The organism is Parafrankia sp. EAN1pec, assembly GCF_000018005.1.
Classification (GTDB): Bacteria; Actinomycetota; Actinomycetes; order Frankiales; family Frankiaceae; genus Parafrankia; species Parafrankia soli.
Genome location: NC_009921.1, coordinates 7,941,260 through 7,961,153 on the forward strand (window position 1 = coordinate 7,941,260; position 19,894 = coordinate 7,961,153).

At 70.8% G+C, this 19,894-nt stretch carries 16 protein-coding genes and 1 tRNA gene; 7 read left to right on the forward strand and 10 right to left on the reverse strand.

Annotated elements, in window-relative coordinates:
* Window positions 1-56 precede the first annotated feature (56 nt).
* Window positions 57-809 (reverse strand): cobalamin biosynthesis protein CobB, encoded by a 753-nt coding sequence (locus tag FRANEAN1_RS32565; protein WP_020463939.1) that lies wholly within the window; start codon window positions 807-809, stop codon window positions 57-59.
* Complete coding sequence (locus tag FRANEAN1_RS32570) at window positions 806-2,059, reverse strand: MurT ligase domain-containing protein (RefSeq protein ID WP_020463940.1); 1,254 nt, start codon at window positions 2,057-2,059, stop codon at window positions 806-808. The genes FRANEAN1_RS32565 and FRANEAN1_RS32570 overlap by 4 nt, the downstream gene beginning before the upstream one ends.
* Before the next feature lie 329 nt (window positions 2,060-2,388).
* Here FRANEAN1_RS32570 and FRANEAN1_RS32575 point away from each other — a divergent pair, with 329 nt between their 5' ends.
* The 4 genes from FRANEAN1_RS32575 (at window position 2,389) to FRANEAN1_RS32590 (ending at window position 4,557) form a co-directional block, all read left to right on the forward strand.
* A complete protein-coding gene (locus FRANEAN1_RS32575; protein ID WP_020463941.1) occupies window positions 2,389-2,874 on the forward strand; it encodes a tRNA adenosine deaminase-associated protein in 486 nt (161 codons plus the stop codon).
* Window positions 2,867-3,424 carry a tRNA adenosine(34) deaminase TadA gene (gene tadA, locus FRANEAN1_RS32580; protein ID WP_020463942.1) on the forward strand — a complete coding sequence of 186 codons (558 nt, stop codon included), beginning with the start codon at window positions 2,867-2,869 and terminating at the stop codon, window positions 3,422-3,424. Before FRANEAN1_RS32575 ends, tadA begins: the two co-directional genes overlap by 8 nt.
* 34 nt (window positions 3,425-3,458) lie before the next feature.
* Window positions 3,459-3,545: transfer RNA gene (locus FRANEAN1_RS32585), tRNA-Ser, on the forward strand.
* A 367-nt stretch (window positions 3,546-3,912) separates the two neighbouring features.
* Window positions 3,913-4,557 (forward strand): NAD(P)H-binding protein, encoded by a 645-nt coding sequence (locus FRANEAN1_RS32590; protein ID WP_020463943.1) that lies wholly within the window; start codon window positions 3,913-3,915, stop codon window positions 4,555-4,557.
* 149 nt (window positions 4,558-4,706) lie between these two features.
* Here FRANEAN1_RS32590 and FRANEAN1_RS32595 read toward each other — a convergent pair whose 3' ends face one another.
* Complete coding sequence (locus FRANEAN1_RS32595) at window positions 4,707-6,005, reverse strand: aminotransferase class V-fold PLP-dependent enzyme (protein ID WP_347177271.1); 1,299 nt, start codon at window positions 6,003-6,005, stop codon at window positions 4,707-4,709.
* Window positions 6,006-6,827: 822 nt separating this feature from the next.
* Between FRANEAN1_RS32595 and FRANEAN1_RS32600 the strand changes: the two genes are divergently transcribed.
* Complete coding sequence (locus FRANEAN1_RS32600; protein WP_020463945.1) at window positions 6,828-7,886, forward strand: TIGR03617 family F420-dependent LLM class oxidoreductase; 1,059 nt, start codon at window positions 6,828-6,830, stop codon at window positions 7,884-7,886.
* A 62-nt stretch (window positions 7,887-7,948) separates the two neighbouring features.
* On the opposite strand, the gene FRANEAN1_RS32605 is transcribed toward FRANEAN1_RS32600, so the two are convergent.
* The 4 genes from FRANEAN1_RS32605 to FRANEAN1_RS32620 form a co-directional block, all read right to left on the reverse strand.
* Window positions 7,949-9,136, reverse strand: a complete 1,188-nt coding sequence (locus tag FRANEAN1_RS32605) for a cytochrome P450 (RefSeq protein ID WP_041255035.1) — start codon at window positions 9,134-9,136, stop codon at window positions 7,949-7,951.
* Between the two features lie 210 nt (window positions 9,137-9,346).
* A complete protein-coding gene (locus tag FRANEAN1_RS32610; protein WP_020463947.1) occupies window positions 9,347-11,704 on the reverse strand; it encodes a heavy metal translocating P-type ATPase in 2,358 nt (785 codons plus the stop codon).
* A 153-nt stretch (window positions 11,705-11,857) separates the two neighbouring features.
* Window positions 11,858-12,493, reverse strand: a complete 636-nt coding sequence (locus FRANEAN1_RS37575; protein ID WP_020463948.1) for an excalibur calcium-binding domain-containing protein — start codon at window positions 12,491-12,493, stop codon at window positions 11,858-11,860.
* Window positions 12,494-13,009: 516 nt separating this feature from the next.
* Window positions 13,010-13,948 carry an SDR family oxidoreductase gene (locus FRANEAN1_RS32620; protein WP_020463949.1) on the reverse strand — a complete coding sequence of 313 codons (939 nt, stop codon included), beginning with the start codon at window positions 13,946-13,948 and terminating at the stop codon, window positions 13,010-13,012.
* A 453-nt stretch (window positions 13,949-14,401) separates the two neighbouring features.
* Between FRANEAN1_RS32620 and FRANEAN1_RS32625 the strand changes: the two genes are divergently transcribed.
* Window positions 14,402-14,986 carry a hypothetical protein gene (locus tag FRANEAN1_RS32625; RefSeq protein ID WP_157472873.1) on the forward strand — a complete coding sequence of 195 codons (585 nt, stop codon included), beginning with the start codon at window positions 14,402-14,404 and terminating at the stop codon, window positions 14,984-14,986.
* 601 nt (window positions 14,987-15,587) lie between these two features.
* The gene (locus FRANEAN1_RS32630; RefSeq protein WP_347176845.1) at window positions 15,588-17,075 is read left to right on the forward strand and encodes a sugar transferase; all 1,488 of its coding nucleotides are present in this window, start codon (window positions 15,588-15,590) and stop codon (window positions 17,073-17,075) included.
* A 64-nt stretch (window positions 17,076-17,139) separates the two neighbouring features.
* Here the strand turns inward: FRANEAN1_RS32630 and FRANEAN1_RS32635 are convergent, their stop codons facing one another.
* From FRANEAN1_RS32635 to FRANEAN1_RS32645, 3 genes are all read right to left on the reverse strand, one after another.
* Window positions 17,140-18,129 (reverse strand): glycosyltransferase family 2 protein, encoded by a 990-nt coding sequence (locus tag FRANEAN1_RS32635; RefSeq protein WP_020463952.1) that lies wholly within the window; start codon window positions 18,127-18,129, stop codon window positions 17,140-17,142.
* Window positions 18,105-18,635 (reverse strand): acyltransferase, encoded by a 531-nt coding sequence (locus FRANEAN1_RS32640; protein WP_198145400.1) that lies wholly within the window; start codon window positions 18,633-18,635, stop codon window positions 18,105-18,107. Before FRANEAN1_RS32640 ends, FRANEAN1_RS32635 begins: the two co-directional genes overlap by 25 nt.
* A 134-nt stretch (window positions 18,636-18,769) precedes the next feature.
* On the reverse strand, window positions 18,770-19,651 hold the full coding sequence (locus tag FRANEAN1_RS32645; RefSeq protein WP_020463954.1) for a glycosyltransferase family 2 protein: 882 nt from the start codon (window positions 19,649-19,651) through the stop codon (window positions 18,770-18,772).
* Window positions 19,652-19,894: the final 243 nt, after the last annotated feature.

Consider the following 19,894-nt stretch of genomic DNA (forward strand, 5'->3'; position numbering starts at 1 on the left):
GGACCCGGGCGGGACGACGTCGGGTGGCACTTCCCAGCCGTCCGCGGGGCGCCCACTCAGCCGCCGGCGAGCGCCCGCGCCCGCGCCCGGCGCAGCATGTCCGCCTCGACCGGCGCGTCCAGCGGCGCCAGCCGGCCGTGCACCCAGGTCAGCAGCAGATCGGCCAGGGCCGGGTTCTGGGCCAGCACCGGCCCGTGCAGGTAGGTGCCGATGACCTTCCCGTCCACGATGCCGTCGGTGCGCGCGGGGGTGCCGTCGCCGACGCCGAGGCGCACCGTGCCGAGCGGGATGCCCCGGGACCCGGGAAGCGGGCGGGTGCGCCCGCCGTGGTTCTCGTACCCGTACAGCGTCGGCAGGCCGAGCCGCTGGTCGGGCTCCACCACGATGTCGCCCACGGCGCGCGGTGGCGGCGGGACGTCCGGCGGGTCGAACGAGCGGCGGGTCTCCATGTCCACCAGGTGGACGCCCTCGTGGACCCGGCCGTTGCCGGCCGGGAAGCTCGCCCCGATCACCTGGTAGCCGGCGCAGACCGCGAGCACCGCTGCGCCGCCCGACACCGCGCGTGTCAGGGAACGGTTGCGGCGCATGCCGTCCGCGGCCAGCACCTGCGGCTCGTCTTCGCCGCCGCCGAGCAGGTAGATGTCGCAGTCGGCCGGGACCACCTCGCCGGCCGGCACCTCGACGATCTCCGCCCGCAGCCCCCGCCAGCGCAGCCGCTGGGCGAGCACGATCGCGTTGCCGCCGTCGCCGTACGTGCCGAGCAGCTCCGGGTAGATCAGGGCGATCCGGGTCGCCGACTCGCGGCTCACCGGGTCGTCCGCACGAGCAGGTCGCGGAAGGCGGTGTAGTTCGCGACGACGTCCAGCGCCTTGTCGTTCGCCGCGGTCGCGGCGTCCTCGGCGTCGGCGTGCACGGTGTGGGGCACCTCGGCGTAGGCGAGCCGCACGCTCATGTCCTCCTTGCGGCCTCCGGTGACGAGCACCTGGCGGCCGGCGAGCCGCTCGAACGGGACGTCCCAGATCCAGGACGGGTCGCGCCCGTCCGCCGTCTGCGAGTTGAAGTCGATCAGCACCGGACGTGGCGGGGCGGAGTTGAGCAGCTCCATCATCTCCACCCAGCCGGCCGGGTTCTTCGCGAGCAGGAGGCGGGCCAGCTTCCCGTCGGGGCCCAGCGGCACCTCCTGGTAGCGGCCCTGCACGTCACCGATGCCGCGCATCGCGGCGAGCGCGTCCTCGACGTCGACGCCGAACTCGCGCGCCGCGGCCGCGGCCATCGCCGCGTTCGCGAGGTTCACCCGCCCCGGCAGGTCGATGTGCGCCGGAATGCGCCGCCCGAACCACATCAGCTCGCCCAGCCCGGCGACCGAGACGATCGGCTCCGGCCGGGCCAGGCCGCACTCGCACCACCAGCCGGTGGCGTTGCGGTGCAGCAGCCGGGCGCACTGCGGGCACACCATCGCGTCGGCGGTCCAGTTCTGCCCCGCCGACACCCAGATCTGGCGGGACCAGGTCATCGCGGACCAGGCCACAAGAGGGTCGTCCACGTTCGCCACGACGACGGTGTCGCGCAGGTCAGCGCCCAGCTCGCGCCAGAGCGCCGCGATGCGTCGCGTCTCGTTGGACCGGTCGAGCTGGTCGCGCGAGATGTTGAGCAGCAGCACCACCCGCGGCTCGATCGCCCGCGCCACCTTGGGGAGCCAGATCTCGTCGACCTCGAGGGCGGCGGCCGCGTCGTAGGGCGGCTTGGACAGCGCCGCCAGCACGCCGGGCGCCATGTTCGCGCCCCCGCTGTTCGACTTGACCGGGCCGAGCGTCCCCAGCGCGCGGGCCAGCAGCCGGGTGGTGGTCGTCTTGCCGTTCGTGGCCGAGACGCATGCCGTGAGCCGGTTGGAGCCGACCTCGGCCAGTGCGTCCGGCGCGATCCGAAGGGCGAGCTTGCCGCCGATCATCTCGCCCGAGCCCCGGCCGAGGCGGCGGGACGCCTCAGCGGCCAGTCGCTCGACGGCGAGCGCGGCCTGGGTACGGGCGGAGAACCGGCGGCGTGGCAGGGGGGTCATCATCGCTCCTCCAGACTGCCATGCCCGCACCCGCCGCCGGTGCCCACCCCGCGCTGTGCGCCGTTCGCGCGGTTCGCGGTATGCACGCCGCCTCGCGGCCGTCCCGCGCCCGCGGCGGTGGCGCCGCCAAGTGGGTAGACCCAGCCCTGACCCGAGCCCCCGGCCGAGTGTCCGGGAGCACTCATGAGCGGGCAACCACCGCCCCAGGTGGATGAGTAGGACGCCCAGAGGTGAGAATCACAGAAGTGATGGGGCATCACCCCGGGTCGGCGGACGCACAGATCACGTGAGGACACGTGAGGACCCGGCGGGAAGGGACGTGAGGACAGACAGTGACCACCAAGGGGATAGCGATCGCCCGTGACGGCGAGCGATGGACGGCTCACGACCTCGACATCGCCGACATGGAGGATCTCGACGCGCTCGTCGACGCCATGCACGACCTCTCCTCGGGCACGGTCATCGCGTTCGTCGAGGAGGACGACGAGTACCTGGCCATCGTGCGCATCGGCGCGCAGGACCCCGATCCGGGGGTCTTCCTCTCGGACCGCCGGGCCCTGCTGAGCTCCGACCTCGCCGAGCGGCTCTTCGCCGACGCGCTCCCGTCCATGGTGGCGCTCGAGGACGACTCGGAGGACGACGCCCCGGTGGGCCAGGCGTCCCCCGTCGGCGACCTCGACCTGCTGGCGGATCTCGGGACGACCGCCGATGCGCTGCTGGAGCTGATCGCCGAGGAGGGCATGCTGCCCGCCGACGTGATCAGCGCGGTCAGCGAGCGGGCCGGCGCCGGGGAGATCTTCGACGAGGTCCGTGGCTGACACCCGCTCACCGGTGTCTGCCACCGGCCCGCCGGTGACGGTCACCCGCGCACCGGTGACGGACGGCTACCGCGAGGCGATGGGCCTCGCCCTGGCCGAGGCCGATCTCGCCCGGGCCGCCGGGGACGTCCCGGTCGGCGCGGTCGTCGTGGCGGCGGACGGGGCGGTGCTCGGCCGCGGCCACAACGCGCGCGAGGCCGCCGGCGACCCGACCGCCCACGCCGAGGTCGTCGCGCTGCGCCAGGCCGCGGCCCGGCTGGGTTCCTGGCGCCTGACCGGGGCGACCCTCGTGGTCACCCTGGAGCCGTGCACCATGTGCGCCGGGGCCCTCGTCCTCGCCCGGGTGGACCGGCTCGTCTACGGCGCCGTGGACGACAAGGCCGGCGCTGTGGGCTCCCTGTGGGACGTCGTCCGCGACCGGCGGTTGAACCACCGCCCCGAGGTCGTCGCGGGCGTCCGCGGGCAGGAGTGCTCGGAGCAGCTCGCCGCCTTCTTCGCCGACCGGCGGACGCAACGCCGCGACGCACGCCGTCCGCGCACCCCCGACTAACCGGACCAGGACGACGTCGCGTAAGCTAGCCCGCGGTGGAGTCGCCTAGTGGCCGAGGGCGCACGCCTCGAAAGCGTGTGAGGGGGCAACCCCTCCGTGGGTTCAAATCCCACCTCCACCGCCCAGAAAGCCCGGCCCGGAACACCGGCGGCGACACCGCCGTCTGACGGCCCGGCACGACCACCGACCATGGCCGTCACCTGCCCCGTTCCACCAGGGCCGGTGACGGCCTCCGCCGTGAGTTCACGGCCGTCGACCTTCACTTCTCGACCGCGATGTCGGCACTTCTCGACCGCGGTGTGCGGCCTTCTGTTCCGGTTCACTGTTCCGGTTCGCTGTTCCCGATCGCAAACGAAGCCGAGTTGCATTGACTCCGGAGCGTGTCATAGTCGATACGCAAGGTAAAGATCCGTGACCATGCCACCGTCGTTCCGTCAGCGGATCGATATCTCCACGGTCACTGCGTCACCCGAATCCGGAGGTCAGGAATGGCAAGGATCGTTGTTCTCGGTGCCGGCGGTCAGGTAGGGCGGTCCATCGTTGCCGAAGCCGTCAGGCGCGGCCACGAGGTCACGGCGGTCGACCAGGACCAGAACGCGCTGAAAGGGGTTCCCCGCCAGGCCACCGCCGTCACCGGGGACGTCACCGGGCGCGACATGGTCCAGCAGCAGGCGCAGAACGCGGACGTGGTCGTGGTCGCCCTCGCCGGGTGCACCCGGCCCGAACATGCGAACACCGCGCGCGCGGTCGTCGAGGTGGCGAACAAGCTGGGTGCCAAGGCGCCCGCGGTCATCCACATCGGCAACGGCGGGCTGCTGGAGAACGCCGACGGCGAGCGCATCGTCGACACCCAGGAGTTCCCCGCCGCCGAGCGCAAGGAGGCCCTCGACCAGGCCGACGCGCTCGACGTCCTCCGGGCCGCCAAGCACAACCTCAAGTGGACCTGCATCGTCCCGCCGCCGCGCAACTTCGGCCCGGGTCGCCGGCGTGAGGCCTACCGCACGGCCGGCGACCGCCCGGTGACCGACGCCCAGGGCAACATCGGGATCTCGTACGAGGATTTCGCGTTCGCCGTCCTGGACGAGGTGGAGAAGCCGCGGTTCCGCAACAAGCGGTACACGGTGGGGTACTGACCTCCCACTGGCGACACCATTCGCCGCGGGATGACAGTCTGCCAGTCTGAAAGCCGGGCCTCCGGCGGAACGCCGGCCGGAGGCCCGGCCGCATCGCTTGTGAAGCCCATGGGCGATCGCCGGTAAAGGCCATGTGCGTGTTCAGGCGTTCAGGCCATGGTGGCGAGAATCAGGTCGATGTCCTCCGGTGTGGTCGCCGGATTGACGATCGCGAACCGGGTCACCGTCTCCTGCCGGTGCACGGTCGGGGTCACGAACGCGAGCCCTTCGGCGAGCAGGCGTTCCGTCCACCGGTGATAGCTCTCGGCCGGCCAGCCCAGCCGGCGGAACACGACGACCGAGAGCTCCGGCTCGCGCACGAGCTCCACGAACGGCAGGGCCCGGATGTGGTCGGCCGCCGTCCGCGCCGTCGCCAGGCAGCGCTCGACCGCGGAACCGTACGCATGTGTCCCGTAGGTGGCGAGCGAGAACCAGAACGGCAGGCCGCGGGCCCGCCGGGAGAGCCCGACCTCGTAGTCCGAGGGGTTCCAGGCCCCCGGCGTGTCGAGCACCTCCAGATAGCCCGCCTGCTGCGCGTGGGCGGCGCGGGCCGCGGCCGGGTCGCGGTACACCAGCGCGCAGGCGTCGAACGGCGCGAACAGCCACTTGTGCGGGTCGACGATGAAGGAGTCGGTCTCCTCGATGCCGTCGAACAGGTGCCGCACGGACGCGGCGGCGGCGCCCGCGAGGCCGTAGGCCCCGTCGACGTGGACCCACACGTCGTGCCGGCGGCAGGCGTCGACGACACCGCGGATGTCGTCGACGATCCCGAACTGGGTGCTGCCGGCCGTGGCCACCACGGCGAACACCCCGCCGTCGCCGGCGAGCTCGTCGAGCGCGGTGGCCACCGCCCCGCCGGTCAGCCGCCCGTCGTCGCCGGTCGGGACGACCACCAGGTCGACGTCCATGACCTCGGCCGCCTGGCGCAGCGAGGAGTGCGCCTCGGAGCCGCACAGGAACCGCCAGCGCGGCGGCTGAGGGAGCCCTCGGGCCGCCCGGCGCGCCCGGACGGCGTGCCGCGCGGCGACGAGCGCCGAGACGTTGCCGACCGTCCCGCCCTGGACGAACACCCCGCCGGCCCCCGGCGGGAAGCCGACAAGGTCGGACAGCCAGCGCAGCGCCTCGTTCTCCGCGTGGACGGCACCGCCGCCCTCCAGCCAGCTCCCGCCGTAGATCGACGAGGCGCCGACCACCAGGTCGAACAGGATCGCCGCCCGGGTCGGCGCCGCCGGGATGAAGGCGAGGTTGCGCGGGTGGTCCGCCGATATACAGGCACGCGACAGCACCTCGTCGAACACCCGCAGCGCGGCGAGACCACCGATGCCCTCCGGGGTGATCGTGCGCCCGGCCCGCGCGGACAGCTCGGCCGGTGGGCTCGGACCGTCCAGCGGGACGGGATCCAGACTCATCCGAGTGCGGGCGTAATCCACCACCGCCTGGACAAGCTCCGGGCGCTGCGCGCCGAAGATCGGCACATCGAATGGGTGCACCCGGCGCAGTCTAGGTCCCCGCCGGAGCGCTGCCGAAAGGATCACACCGGCGCGCGCACCGGGGTAATCCACCGATCACCGGCGAATACCGGGAGACACCCGGCGGGTGAATGCCGGAAAAAAATCAGAAAACAACCGGGCCCTGCGTGACAGCGGTAGGGAGCCGTGCCCGTCATGTCGTCGGCCCGCTCCCGTCAGCCCGGGCCACGCGGGCAGACAGGGCCGCCTAGCTGCTGCGCTGGCGCCGCACGAGGAAACCGCCACCGACGAGAGCAACCAGCATGACGATCATTCCGATGCGCTTCATGAGACACCTCCACGATGAGGACCGGCGACCACCGGGGGTACCGGCGATCACCGCGTTCAAGGGCACAACATACCGGCTGACCGAGGCTCGGTCGCACCGCCGTGCGGAAATGAAGGATCGTTGTCCGGATCCGGTCTTTACCGGGCCCGCGCCCACCTGTTACACACCGCAGGAAGGCCACGGCATCGGGGCGCGACGGCGCTCGGCCGCGGCGGTGGAGACCCGGGCGACGCCACCTCGCGCCGGGCATTCTTCTCATTCGCGTTTCGCTGTCGCCATATACGTCATGAAGCCCACGCCCAACCCATGCCGATCACTCGGTGCTAAACGTTGACGCGTCGGCCCCGGCGCCGACCGTCCGTCCGCTGTTAGCTTTCAGGACATACGAGCCCCGCGGGAGGCGGCCCGCGGGGCGACGTCGAGGAGGCGGCAACGTGAAGGTCGACAGCACCCTTGGCTCGCTGGACATCGCTGCCGGCCAGGCCCGCGCCGCGCAGGCCGCCGGCTACGACGCCATCTGGACCGGGGAGGTGAACCAGGACCCGTTCCTCCCGCTGACCCTCGCCGCCGACGCGACGTCCGCGATCGAGCTGGGCACCTCGATCACTGTCGCGCTGTCCCGCTCGCCGATGTCGCTGGCGTACACCGCGCACGACCTGCACGGGTTCTCCGGCGGCCGGCTCCGGCTCGGCCTCGGCTCGCAGGTGAAGGCGCACATCACCCGCCGTTTCTCGATGCCGTGGGGCCGGCCCGCGCCACAGCTGCGCGAGTTCGTCCTGGCGCTGCGCGCGATCTGGTCGTCCTGGTCGGAGGGCACCCCGCTCGCCTTCGAGGGCGAGTACTACCGGCACACGTTGATGCCGCCGGCGTTCGTCCCGAAGCCGCACCCTTTCGGGCCACCCCAGGTGCTCCTCGCCGGCGTCGGGGACGTCATGACCCGGGTCGCGGGCGAGGTCGCCGACGGATTCCTGTGCCACTGGTTCACCAGCCCGCGCTGGATCCGCGAGCACACCGTTCCCGCGCTGCTGGCGGGCCGGCAGCGCGCGGGCCGCACGCTGGACGGCTTCGACATCGTCGCCGGCGGGTTCGTCGCCACCGGCACCGACCAGGAGATCACCGAAGGGCTGGCAAGGATGCGCGCCCAGATCTCCTTCTACGGGTCGACCCCGGCCTACCGCGCCGTGCTCGAGCTGCACGGCTGGGGCGATCTCGGCAGCGAGCTGACCGCGCTGTCCAAGCAGAACCGGTGGACCGAGATGGCCGCCCTGATCGACGACGACGTCGTCGAGACCTTCGGCATCGTCGCGGCGCCCGCGGACGTCCCCGCCCGCATCGCCGAGCGCCTCGGCGGCCTGGCGACCCGCACGACGTTCACGCCGCCGCCGTCGTTCGGCCCCGAGCAGACCCGGGAGATTCTGGCCGCCATCCAGGCGATCCCGACCGCGGCTCCGACCACCGGCGCGGCGGGCCGGCACCGGACCGGACCCGCGTAACCAGACCCGGTCCCGGACTCCCCGCGCGGCGCGCGGCGCGCGCCGCGCGGGGAGATGCTCACTCAGACCTTGATGGGCAGCTTCTCGTAGCCGCGCACGGTGCTGGTGTGCAGGCGCACCGCGTTGTCTCGGTCGACCTCGTAGTTCGGGAAGCGGCGCAGGGTCTCCTCCAGCGCGATCCGGCCCTCCATGCGGGCGAGCGCCGCACCGAGGCAGAAGTGCGGGCCGCGGCCGAACGCCAGGTGGCTGTCGAAGTTGCGCCTGATGTCGTAGCGGTCCGCGTCCGGGTACTTGCGTTCGTCCCGGTTGGCGGACGAGGTGAGCAGCAGGATCCTGGACTTTGCCGGGATCGTGGTGCCGTGCAGCTCGACCTCACGGGTGTTCACCCGGCCCTGCACGGGGGACGGCGACTCGTAGCGCAGCGTCTCCTCGACGGCGTTGCCCAGCAGCGACGGGTCGGCGGCCAGCTCGGCACGCTGGTCCGGGTGGGCCTCGAGCAGGTCACCGGCCCAGCCGAGCAGGCGGGCGACGGTCTCGGTACCGGCGGCGACGAGCAGGTTGGTGAAGTCGGCGGCCTCGGAGGTGGTGAGCCGGCGGGCGCCCTCGTCGGTGGTGATCTCGGCCTCGGCGAGGCCGGTCATCATGTCGTCGCGCGGGGCCGTGCGCCGCGCGTCGATCTGCTCGGAGAAGTAAGTGTGCAGCTTGATCTGCGCGGCGAAGGAGACGTCGTTGATCATCCCCTTGCCCTCCTCGATGTGGAAGGTCTGGTCGATCGTCTGCCGGATCTCCTCCCGGTCGGCCTCGTCGACGCCGATGAGCTTGGAGATGACCAGAGAGGGGAGCTGGGCGGCGAAGTCCTGGACGTAGTCGAACCCGCCGCCGCCGATCTGGGGATCCAGCAGCTCTGCACAGATCTCGCGGATGCTCCCCTCGAGCCCGCCGACCCGTCGCGGCGTGAACGCCCGCGAGACCAGGACGCGCAGCAGCGTGTGCGTGGGCGGGTCCATGAAGATGATCTGGCCGGTGTTGAACGGCTCCGGCCCCATGAGCTCGAGGACCGTGCCGTGCGCGGAGCTGTACGTCTCGGGCTCGACGTGGGCCGCGTCGACGTCCGCGTGCCGGGAGAGCGCGTAGAAGTCGTGCTTCTCGTTGCGGTAGACCGGTGCCTCGTCCCGCAGCCGGCGCCACAGCGGATGCGGATTGACGTCGATGATCTTGTCGAACGGGTCCCAGTACAGGTCTTCCGTCACGGTTGAGCCCTTCTCTGTGCCAGGCCCGCGCTGCGAGCCACCGAGGACAGCCAGTTCACGTCGCCATGCCCGCGCCCGGCCGGTCACCGGAGGCATCACGGCCGCAACTCCCTGACCAGGCCGATGTCTGCACCGGGCAAGACACGTCACCGCCAGTTCGTCAACGCTTATGAGCAGATTGGCGTGGGACGCACTCCACGAGCAAGGGACTTACCCCGACAGTCCGGGTCGATCCGGGCCGCGCCGTGGGGCGAACCGCCGCAGCCGGAGACTGTTCCCCACCACGAACACCGAGCTGAACGCCATCGCCGCCCCGGCGAGCATCGGGTTGAGCAGGCCGGCGGCGGCCAGCGGCAGTGCGGCGACGTTGTAGGCGAACGCCCAGAACAGGTTGCCGCGGATCGTCGTCAGGGTGCGCCGGGCCAGCCCGATGGCGTCCGCCACCGACCGCAGATCGCCGCGGACCAGCGTCAGGTCGCTGGCCTCGATCGCGACATCGGTGCCCGTCCCCATCGCCAGGCCGAGGTCGGCCTGCGCGAGCGCCGCCGCGTCGTTGACCCCGTCCCCGACCATCGCGACGACTTTGCCCTCGGCCTGCAACCCGCGGACAACCTCGATCTTGTCCGCGGGCAGGACGTCCGCGATCACGTCCGCGGGCGCGATCCCGACCTCGGCCGCCACGGCTCGGGCGACCGTCCGGTTGTCGCCGGTCAGCAGCATGGGATGCAGCCCCAGCCCGCGCAGCTGGCCGATGGCCGAGGCCGATGTCGGCTTGAGTGCGTCGGCGACCGTCAGCACGCCCCGGGCCCGGCCGTCCCAGGCCACCGCCACGGCCGTGCGCCCGGCCTCCTCGGCGGAGTGCGCCGCCCGGGCCAGCTCCGCCGGCAGCGGCTGCGCCCAGTCGGCGAGCAGGCGCGGCCGCCCGACGAGAACGGCACGCCCCTCAACGACCCCCCGCACCCCGAGGCCCTCGAGGTTGGCGAACTCCGCGACGGACGGCAAGGAACCGGCCGCGGCCCGGCTGATCGCCCGCGCGATCGGATGCTCCGAGGCGTGCTCCACCGCGCCGGCGAACCGCAGCACCTCGGCCCGGTCCTCCCCGGCCGCTACCGCTACGTCCAGCAGGGTCATCTGCCCCGTGGTCACCGTGCCGGTCTTGTCCAGGACGATCGTGTCGACCCGGCGGGTCGACTCCAGTACCTCCGGGCCCTTGATCAGGATGCCGAGCTGGGCACCGCGGCCGGTGCCGACCATCAGCGCCATCGGGGTGGCCAGCCCCAGCGCGCACGGGCAGGCGACGATCAGGACGGCCACCGCCGCGGTGAACGCCGCGGTCAGCCCCTCGCCGGCACCCCACCAATAACCGAACGTCACGACCGCGAGGCTGATCACGATCGGCACGAAGATCCCGGAGACACGGTCGGCGAGCCGCTGCACCGGGGCCTTCCCGCTCTGCGCCTCCTCGACGAGCCGGGCCATCTGTGCGAGCTGGGTGTCGGCACCGATCAGGCCGGCGCGCACGACCAGCCGTCCGCCCGCGTTGAGGGTCGCCCCGACGACCGCGTCACCCGGCCGGACCTCCACCGGCACCGACTCCCCCGTCAGCATCGACGTGTCCACCGCCGAGACACCCTCGACCACCGTCCCGTCCGTGGCGATCTTCTCGCCGGGACGGACGACGAACAGATCACTGACGGCGAGCGCCCCGATGGCCACCCGTGTCTCCCGACCGTCGCGCAGGACGGAGACGTCCCGCGCGCCCAGGTCGAGCAGGGCCCGCAGCGCGGCTCCGGCCCGCCGCTTCGCCCTCGCCTCGAAGAAGCGGCCAGCCAGGATGAACGTGGTCACCCCGGCCGCGACCTCCAGGTAGATGCTGTCCGTGCCGGCGCCGCGGGAGACGTCCAGGCTGAAGCCGTGGGTCATGCCCGGCTCGCCGGCGTCGCCGAGGAACAGCGCGTAGAGCGACCAGCCGAAAGCCGCCAGCGTGCCCATCGAGATGAGCGTGTCCATGGTCGTCGCGCCGTGGCGCAGGTTCGCCCACGCCGCCCGGTGGAAGGGCCAGGCACCCCAGACCACGACGGGCCCGGCCAGCGTCAGCGACAGCCACTGCCAGTAGGTGAACTGCCAGGCCGGAACCATCGCCAGGACGATCACCGGAACGGACAGCGCCGCGCTGACGAGCAGCCGGTCGCGCAGGGCCCTCGTGCGTTCGTCGGCGGCGTCCCGGCCGCCCACGCTGGACGTCTCAGAGGCCGCATCGGAGGCCGCAGAGGCCACCGGCCCACGGCGGTCGTTGGCACCGTCCGGCGGCTGCACCGGTGTGGGGGGCGGCGGCAGGGCGGCCGTGTAGCCGGCCGCCTTCACCTGCTCCACGAGTCTCGCGGCCGGCAGGTCGGCGGGGAAGGTGACCCGGGCCTTCTCGGTCGCGTAGTTCACGGTCGCGGTGACCCCGTCGAGCCCGTTCAGCCGCTTCTCGACCCGTGCCGCGCACGAAGCGCAGGTCATCCCACCGATCATCAGGTCGAGCTCGAGCCGGTCATCCGTGCCGCTGGTCGTCAACGAGCTCATCGGAGCCTCCGCTGGTCGATCCGGCCGGGTCGGCCGCGGGCCGTCGACCCGTGCCCGGCGGCCGTCGGGGCGATCTCCGCCGGTGAGTCACCCCGCCGATCGCAAGCTACATACCCCTAGGGGGTACATGTCAAGCCACCCACGGAGCGCGGTTCAGAGATCGGGCAGCCAGCAGCTCAGGTATTCCAGGATGGGCAGCCCGCCTCGCCGTGCCCCCGCGCCCTCGTCGCACAGCGCCGACGGCCTGTCCTGCTCGCACGCGGTCCCGTCACCGTCGTCGTCCAGCGCGGACCGGTACCCCGGCTGGCCCCTGTGCAGCGGCGCGGCGCCGGCGGCGCGGGCGTCCGCGCAGGACCGGTAGGACGCGGTCGCCGGGCGGGTGGGCCGCGCCTGGTCCGGGGGGCCCGACGGCATGGGCGTGGGCGCCGCCGCCTGCTCGGCGGCCGGCGTCGTCTCCATGGGGGATGTGGACGCCACCGGGGGCGCGGGCGGCGGCGCGACTGCCACCCGGGCGGGCGCCACCGACGGCCGCGGCACCGCCGACGGAGCCGGCGGCGCCACCGGGGGCGCGGGCGACGGCCCCGGGGTGGTCGGTATCGCGACCGGCGCGGGCTCGGCCAGCGCGCCGACCGCGCCGGAGCGGGTCGCGCCCGACCCCGGCGCCGGCGCGAGGGCGGCCGCTACCAGCAGTAGCAGGAGGACCCCACCTACGCCGCCGCTCACCCGCCGGTGCCCGCGAACCCAGGCGCGTATCCCATGACCCCACTTCACCGGCCGCTGGCGCAACATCCGTATGTTCCTCCTCCGCTGGTCCGATCCTCATCGGACGAGCGGGGCGAAAGCCACTGCGCGGAGCAAAGTCGCTACTTTTCGGCACCACCGCACGGGTGGCCCTCCTGACACTTCACCTCCGGGACGCAACAGACCGCTATCTGGTACTTCAGGTGTTGAGGCGGCATAGGTTCAGAACCCGAGGCACGACCAGGGGAGGGCCAGAGCCGGCGTCGGGAAGCCCACCGCCGCACCGAGCGCACGCACACCGGACCGGGCAGACGATCCACAGCACCGGGCGCTGGTTCCAGCGTGGTCACTCACCGTGGCCCTGCTCGCGTCCGCCATCGGTACCCCGGTGTTCGGCCGGTTAGCACGTCACGCTGGACGTCCTGGGTGCCGGGCTGCTCGGCGTCGCGCTGCTCACGCTGCTGCTCGGCATCAGCCAGGGCCCCGTGCGGGGCTGGGGCAACGGGCGGGTTGCCGGCCTGTTCGCCGCGACGGCCGTGGCGGGCCACGACGCCCCGCACGGCGTCACAGGCCGGCGAGCATGCCCCCGTCGACGAGAACCGAGGTGCCCGTCAGGAAACTCATGTCCGGCGAGGCCAGGGCGAGGGCGGCGGCGGCCATCTCCTCCGGGCGGGCCATCCGGCGCAGCGCGTCGACGTTGTCCGCACCGTACTGGGCCTTGCCGGCGGCCCACTGCTCGTCGGTGATGTTCGGGGGGCGGCGGCGGTCGACCAGCCCCGTGTCGGTGGTGCCCGGAGAGAGCGCGGCGACCCGGATGTTGTCCTGTCCGTAGTCCAGGGCCGCGGTGCGTACCAGGCCGGTGACGCCTCCCTTGCTCGCGCTGTAGGCGCCCAGTCCGGGCCTGCTGGCGAACTCGTTCGCGGAGCCGGTGACGAGGATGACGCCGCCGCCGGACTCCCGCATCGGTGGCACCTCGTACTTGATGGCGAGGAAGACCCCGCGGGTGTTGGTGTGGGCGGTGTCGTCCCACTCCTCGACGGTCATCTCGTGCAGCGGCTTCACAATCTGGGTTCCGGCGTTGTTGAGCGCGACGTCCAGCCGGCCGTACCGGTCGGCGACACCGGCCACGAACGACTCGACCTGGGCAGGATCGCGGACGTCGGCCCGCGTGTAGGTGGCCTCTCCGCCGGCGGCGCGGATCTCCTCCTCCACACGGCGGCCGAGCTCCTCCCGCCTGCCGCAGAAGCCGACTCTCGCTCCCTCCCGGGCGAACGCGATGGCCGCCGCCCGTCCGATGCCCGAGGTCGCTCCCGTGACAAGGACGACCTTCCCCGCGAACCGACGCGCCGGCGCCGGTATGGGGGCCGGGGCAGGGGTGGGCGCCGCAGCGGCCGCGCCGGCGGGTACGGCCGTCGCCGCGGCCACCGTGGTGACGAGTCCCGCCGCCCCGGCAAGCAGGCTCCGGCGGCCCGGGGGCCTGGCCCCTCGGTGGTCCTTGGTCATCGTCGCTCCTCCACGGCGGGGTGACGTCCGCGGCCGGAACGACCACGGACAACCGCAGTACATCCGCCGTCGCGCGGTGCGACATCGGACCACGGTCCCTCCGCCGGCGTACGACGGTACGATCACCGTTCCTACCCGGGTCCTATCCGCCGCAGAATATCCGATGCCGTCTGCTCGCTACGACACGTACGGCGATTCGCTTGCGCTCGTCTTCCCGTTCTCTGCCTGACGCGCTCACGGCGCGCCTTTTCCCGACGCTCACCACCACAGTCGTCAGCTAAGGCTGCTCGGGGTGGCTTGAAGCCTCCGACCCGTCGGGCGGCTTCGAGTGGCCACAAAACCCTAATCCCCCACACAGCACCGCAGAAAGCAAGGTTTACCTACCTACCATCTTTCCTTTCTGCGCTCGTGGGGCACTTAAAGGACGAGCTGAGCGAGACAGCGTCGACTGCAATGAGATCGAATATCGGGACGTCGGCGTCCCCGCAGCTCGACAACATCTTCTCCGATGTTCCCCATGACGTCGTGGGGCAGATTTCCCCGGACCAGACCCTGGAGCTTATCCGGCTGACCGCGAAAGTCCTCCTGAACGGTATCGACGAGGTGATGGACGATGCCTCGACATCGTCTTTGCGCGCAGACCTGGAACGCTACAGCCGAAAGGTCGCCTTCTCTGCTGCCACCGTGTGTGCGAAATTGGCAGAGAACCGGAGCCGAGCCGCCGCGCAACGGCAGACGTTACTCGTGAAAATTCTGGTGAACGGTGACGAGGAACAGACCGCGGAGCGGGATTCCGGCCTGTTTCCGCTCGGCCAGCCGGTGCGGGTCATCGGCATCGTCCCGCGGCTCGACGAGGCCGAGCTCCTGGTTCACGAGGTCGCCCGGGCCCTGGATCGGCACCGGGTCACGGTGTGCGCGGCGGTGCACGGTCGGGTCGTGTTGGCAGTGCTGCCAGCTGCCGCTGGGGGCGCCCTAGACCACAGGGTACAGGCTCTCGCCTCCGGTCAAATCCTCGTGTCGCTCGAGATCTGCTGGTAAAGCATGCGCCAGACCACTTGATTCCGCTCTCGACATCACCGGCTACGCGCGACGTCACGATGTACAGAGGGTGCAGTTGCGTGTAACTCGGCACGTGGGACAGAAGAGAGATCCGGTAGAGCCTTACCGAAGAGCCCCACAGGTCTCCGATTGCGCCGCGGACCTGCCGACTCGTCCCGCCGGTCGCGCCCCGACACGACGCCCGGAGACCAACCGGGGACGGCCGGGTTACTAGGATCGAGCTCAGCTCGGGGAGACGTGGCCGACTGACGGCTACCCGGAAAAGTCGTGCACGGTCACCGAAGAAAGAGTATCCGTAAGAATTCTCGCGACCGATCGGGTCCTTCGACTTCCGCCTGCCACAATCATCGCCCTGCCGATTTGGCTTGGAAGGATATCCGTGGGGTGGTTGTGGTCGCGGTTGATCCGGACCCTGCCAGTCGCCCCGTACCGGTCCGGCTGGATTCCGAGCACCTTCTGGTACCACCTGGAGAGGCGACGAACGGTGATGACATGACCGCGCCGAGAAGATGACGAAATGAAGATCTGAAGTATCCAGCCTGGTATGTAAAGTGGGGGGTCCGTGATGGAGACAGATGCCGTGCCGACTGTCCTGGGGGGAGATGCGCCCGTCCCGGCCATCCCTCGGCAGCGGTGTCCGGACGAATGGCCGGCGGCCGGCAGCCAGCGGTGGAAGGCACGGCTGTGCACGCAGCTCGTGGTGATCGACACTTTGGCGATCGTCGTCGCGATCGTCTGCGCCTACCTCCTCCGCTTCGGCATCGAAGCGGAGGCGACCGCTCGGGGGATGTGGTACCTGTCCATCGGCACCTGCATCGCATTGGCGTGGCTTGTCATGCTGGGTGCCACCGACGCCTACGCGACGAGATACCTCGGCGTGGGGACCGAGGAGTACCGGCGCATCAGCGTCGGGACCTTCCGGCTGTGGGGCGCCACGACAATCGGGTGCTACGTCCTGCGGGCGGAGGTCGCGCGGGGCTTCTGCCTGATCGCCCTGCCCCTCGGACTCCTGCTACTGCTGACCGGCCGGGCGCTCGCCCGCCTCCGGTTGGTCTCCGTTCGGCGGACCGGGCATGCCCGCCACCGGGTCGTGGTGGTCGGCGACTCTCGTTCGGTCTTGGAACTCGTCGGTGAGTTCCATCATGAACCCGCGGCCGGATTCGACGTCATCGGCGTGTGTGTGCCGAAGGGGGCCCGACGCCCCGACGGCAACGTCGGTGCTCCCGTGCTCGGATCATTGGAACAGGTGAGCTCCGTCGTCGCCGCTACCGGCGCCGACACGGTTGTGGTCACCTCCTCCGCATCGCTCGACATCGAGACAGCGAAGGGTATTGCCTGGGAGCTGGAGGGCACCGGGGTCGACCTGGTCGTGGCCCCGCCCCTGGGCGGGATTGCCGGGCCGCGCGTGTCACTGCGGCCGGTCGCCGGCCTCCCTCTCCTCCACGTGGAGGAGCCGGTGTTCACCGGCTGGCGAAAGTTCGCCAAGAACATGCTGGACCGGGCCCTCGCCGCCGTCGCTCTCGTCGTTCTGTGCCCGTTGCTACTCGCCGTCGTGCTGCTCATCCGTTTCGACAGCAGCGGACCCGCGCTGTTCCGGCAGACACGAACGGGTAAGGACGGACGCGACTTCGAGATCCTGAAGTTCCGCACCATGTATGTGGACGCCGAGCAGCGCCGGGCGGTACTGGAGAATCACAACGAGGCCGACGGGCTCCTTTTCAAGATTCGTGACGACCCCCGGGTGACCCGGGTCGGGCGGACGCTCCGTCGGCTGTCCGTCGACGAACTGCCCCAGTTCGTCAACGTCCTGCGGGGGGAGATGTCGCTGGTAGGTCCGCGGCCCCCGCTGCCGTCGGAAGTCGCTCGGTACAGCGGACCCGTACACCGCCGATTGAAGGTCAAGCCCGGCCTCACCGGCCTGTGGCAGGTGAGCGGACGCTCGGAGCTGCCGTGGCGGGATGCCGTCCGGCTCGACCTCTACTACGTGGAGAACTGGTCCATCATGTTCGATCTGATCATCATCCTGCGGACCGTCCGGGCGGTACTCGGTAGGTCGGGAGCGTTCTGAGACGCCCTGCTGCGGGCCTGCCGGAGGTCGTACCAGTCGGCGGGCCCGTCGATGCGTCTACCCGTCACACCGGTGGCCGGGCCGCGCTTTCTTCGCGTCCGGTCTCGGCCGGCTCGGGTGCGACCTGCTCGTACCCGGACCACCAGTCGGCTCTGCGGTGCCACAGACCACGCCAGTCGCTGGTCCCACTACCCGCCGACCGGCCACCGGATGCCACCGTGGGCATCGCCCGTAGCGTCACCCCGAGCCACAGCATCGTCAGGCACAGCCCGCTACGCCATCCGGTCCAGTGCACCCGTGCGAGCGTCGTCTTCCCCTTCATCACCAGGACATGCTTGCCCGTCCAGTTGGACGACGACGCGCCACCGTGGTGAATCACGACCGCGTCGGGCGTGATCACCGGATCCCAGCCGGCTCGGCGGGCGCGCACCGACAGGTCGACATCTTCGCCGTACATGAAGAAGCGGGGGTCGAAGCCTCCCAACTGCTCGAACAGTGCCCGCCGAACGAGCAGCAGGCAGCCGGTCACCACGCCCACAGTCCGGACGCTGTCACGCTCCCACCGTCCCAGCGATTCCGGATCGAAGACACGTGAGCGCCGGAAGACGGTAGACAGGCCCATGCCGAAGCAGACGTGACTCCAGACGGTGGGCGCACCAAAGCACGAGGTGTGGCTGGCGGCGCCCTGCGGGTCGAAGGTGCGGCCGCCGTAGATGCCGTGCCGTGGGTTGGCCCGGGCGAACTCCAACAGATTCTGAACCGCGCCAGTGAGCACGACGGCGTCGGGATTGAGCAGGAGCAGATAGTTTCCCAGGGCATTAGATGCCGCGAGATTGACCGCTCGGCCGAAACCGATGTTCGAACTCAGCTCGATCAGCTTGACCGAGGGAAAACGTTTACGGACGATTTCGGCGGATCCATCCGTCGAGGCATTGTCCACGACTATGACCTCGATGCGCAGGCCGCCGGACGTGGCTTCGAGGGACTCCAGGCACGTCGCCGTCATTTCACCGGTGTTGTATGAGACGATCAGGACTGAGACGTCGACAGCCATTCCGCCTCCCGGTGTCCGTGTCCCGTGTCGGCGGTGCCCTCCGCAGTCGCTGCGACGATCGCGAAGACTGCGAGGTCGCTCTCGCGCCCTGTCCCCGGATGCACGTCCGGGGTCCGGCCTGTCGGCCCGCGCCGGCCCACTACCCGGGCCGGCGCGCCCACCGCGATGGATCCCTCCGGCAGGGAGCGGGTCACCACCGCGCCGGCGCCGACCACGCACCCATCGCCCACCGTCACCCCCGCGACGACCGTCACGCCCGCGCCGAGCCAGACGTCCGTACCGATCCGAACGTCCTTTTCATCCTTCGGCTGGTACGTGGCTGGAATTTCGGGCAGCATCCGGTAGTTCGATGCCGTGATGAAAACCCCCGGTCCGAGCAGGGTGTGCCGGCCGATGTCAACCCGCCCGTGGTCGTCGCCGGCCCACAGACAGCACCTTTCACCAATGCGCGTGCCGCTGCCGATGGAGACGCGTTCGCCGTTACGGATCGAGGTGTTCGGCGCCATGCGTACGCCGGCACCCATGGTGACGCGCCGCCGCGGGAGTACATGGGAATACCCGTAGAAATGCAGTATTCGCAGCATGTGCAGCCAGATCCGCGGGTCGACAACGGAACACACCGCACGCAGCGTCCGTTTCATCAGATGTCTCCCGTCGTCGAGGTGCGGCTGGTGTCGTCGCGTTCCCAGGAGCTGAGATTCCCACAACAAACCTTGCGCCGGGCTAGCACCTTCGCTGTGAGCGCGACGCTCAGATATGCCGGTACCGCGCCGATAAGGCGCGGGTCCGCCATGACGATGCGAAGCCAGTCGGCCTGGCCGGCGGCTGATCGGCCGCTCCTACCCGACGTTACGCCGGATACCAGGCCGCGCCTGCGCAGCTCCATATTGCCCGCGTATACGCGCGTCATCCGGATGACCAGGGCCCGTAGGGTTCGCGCGGGATAGACCGTAAAATTCACGTCGTCGACCGTACGCCGCTCTCCCGGGGCGAACAGCGCATGGAGGAAGTAGTCGTCGGCTATCGCGTCGGGGAATCGGTCGAACCGCGCGCGCCCCTTCTCCGCCAGTCCGACCACGCCGGATCCGATGTGGTCGGAGATGACATAGGGCAGGCGCGTCCAGATTCGGTAGTAGCTCCGGACCAATCGGCTCACCCCTGCCATGTCCAGGGTGAGCCGGGGCGACGCGGCCAGAGCGCCGCCATCCCGTAGAACGTCCGCGACCGCCAGGAGGGCTGCGCCCGTGACCCGGACATCGGCATCGACGTAGAACCGGGGGAATACGGTGAGCGACTCGTCGCCGAGATTCAGTGCGGCGGACTTACCGGAGCGGGGCGTCACCAGGACGGTGACATCCGCCGCCCGCGCCTTTTCGGCGGTCGCGTCGACGCACCCATTGCAGACGACGACGATCTCCAGGCAGCCGCGCGGTACGCCCGAACGTAGAGCCTCCAGGCAACGACCGATCACGGCTTCCTCGTTGTGCGCGGGAATCACGACACTTGCGGCGGGCCCGACCATCTCGCGTCCGTCCCTCCCGTCTCGACGTCGACAGCCCAGATTTCTCGCCGGCGGGCACGCGAATGGTGCCACCGGCATAGTCCGGAACGTCTCTGGTGAGGATTTCTTGTCGCATCCTAGACGCCGGGTAACCACCCGACGGGAGCTGGCTCGGCGGCGTTTCTTCCGAATCTCAGATGCAACCGAGGAAACACGGCGACCGTAGCCAGAGCCGCTCCGGTGAGGATGATTCGACCGGGATCG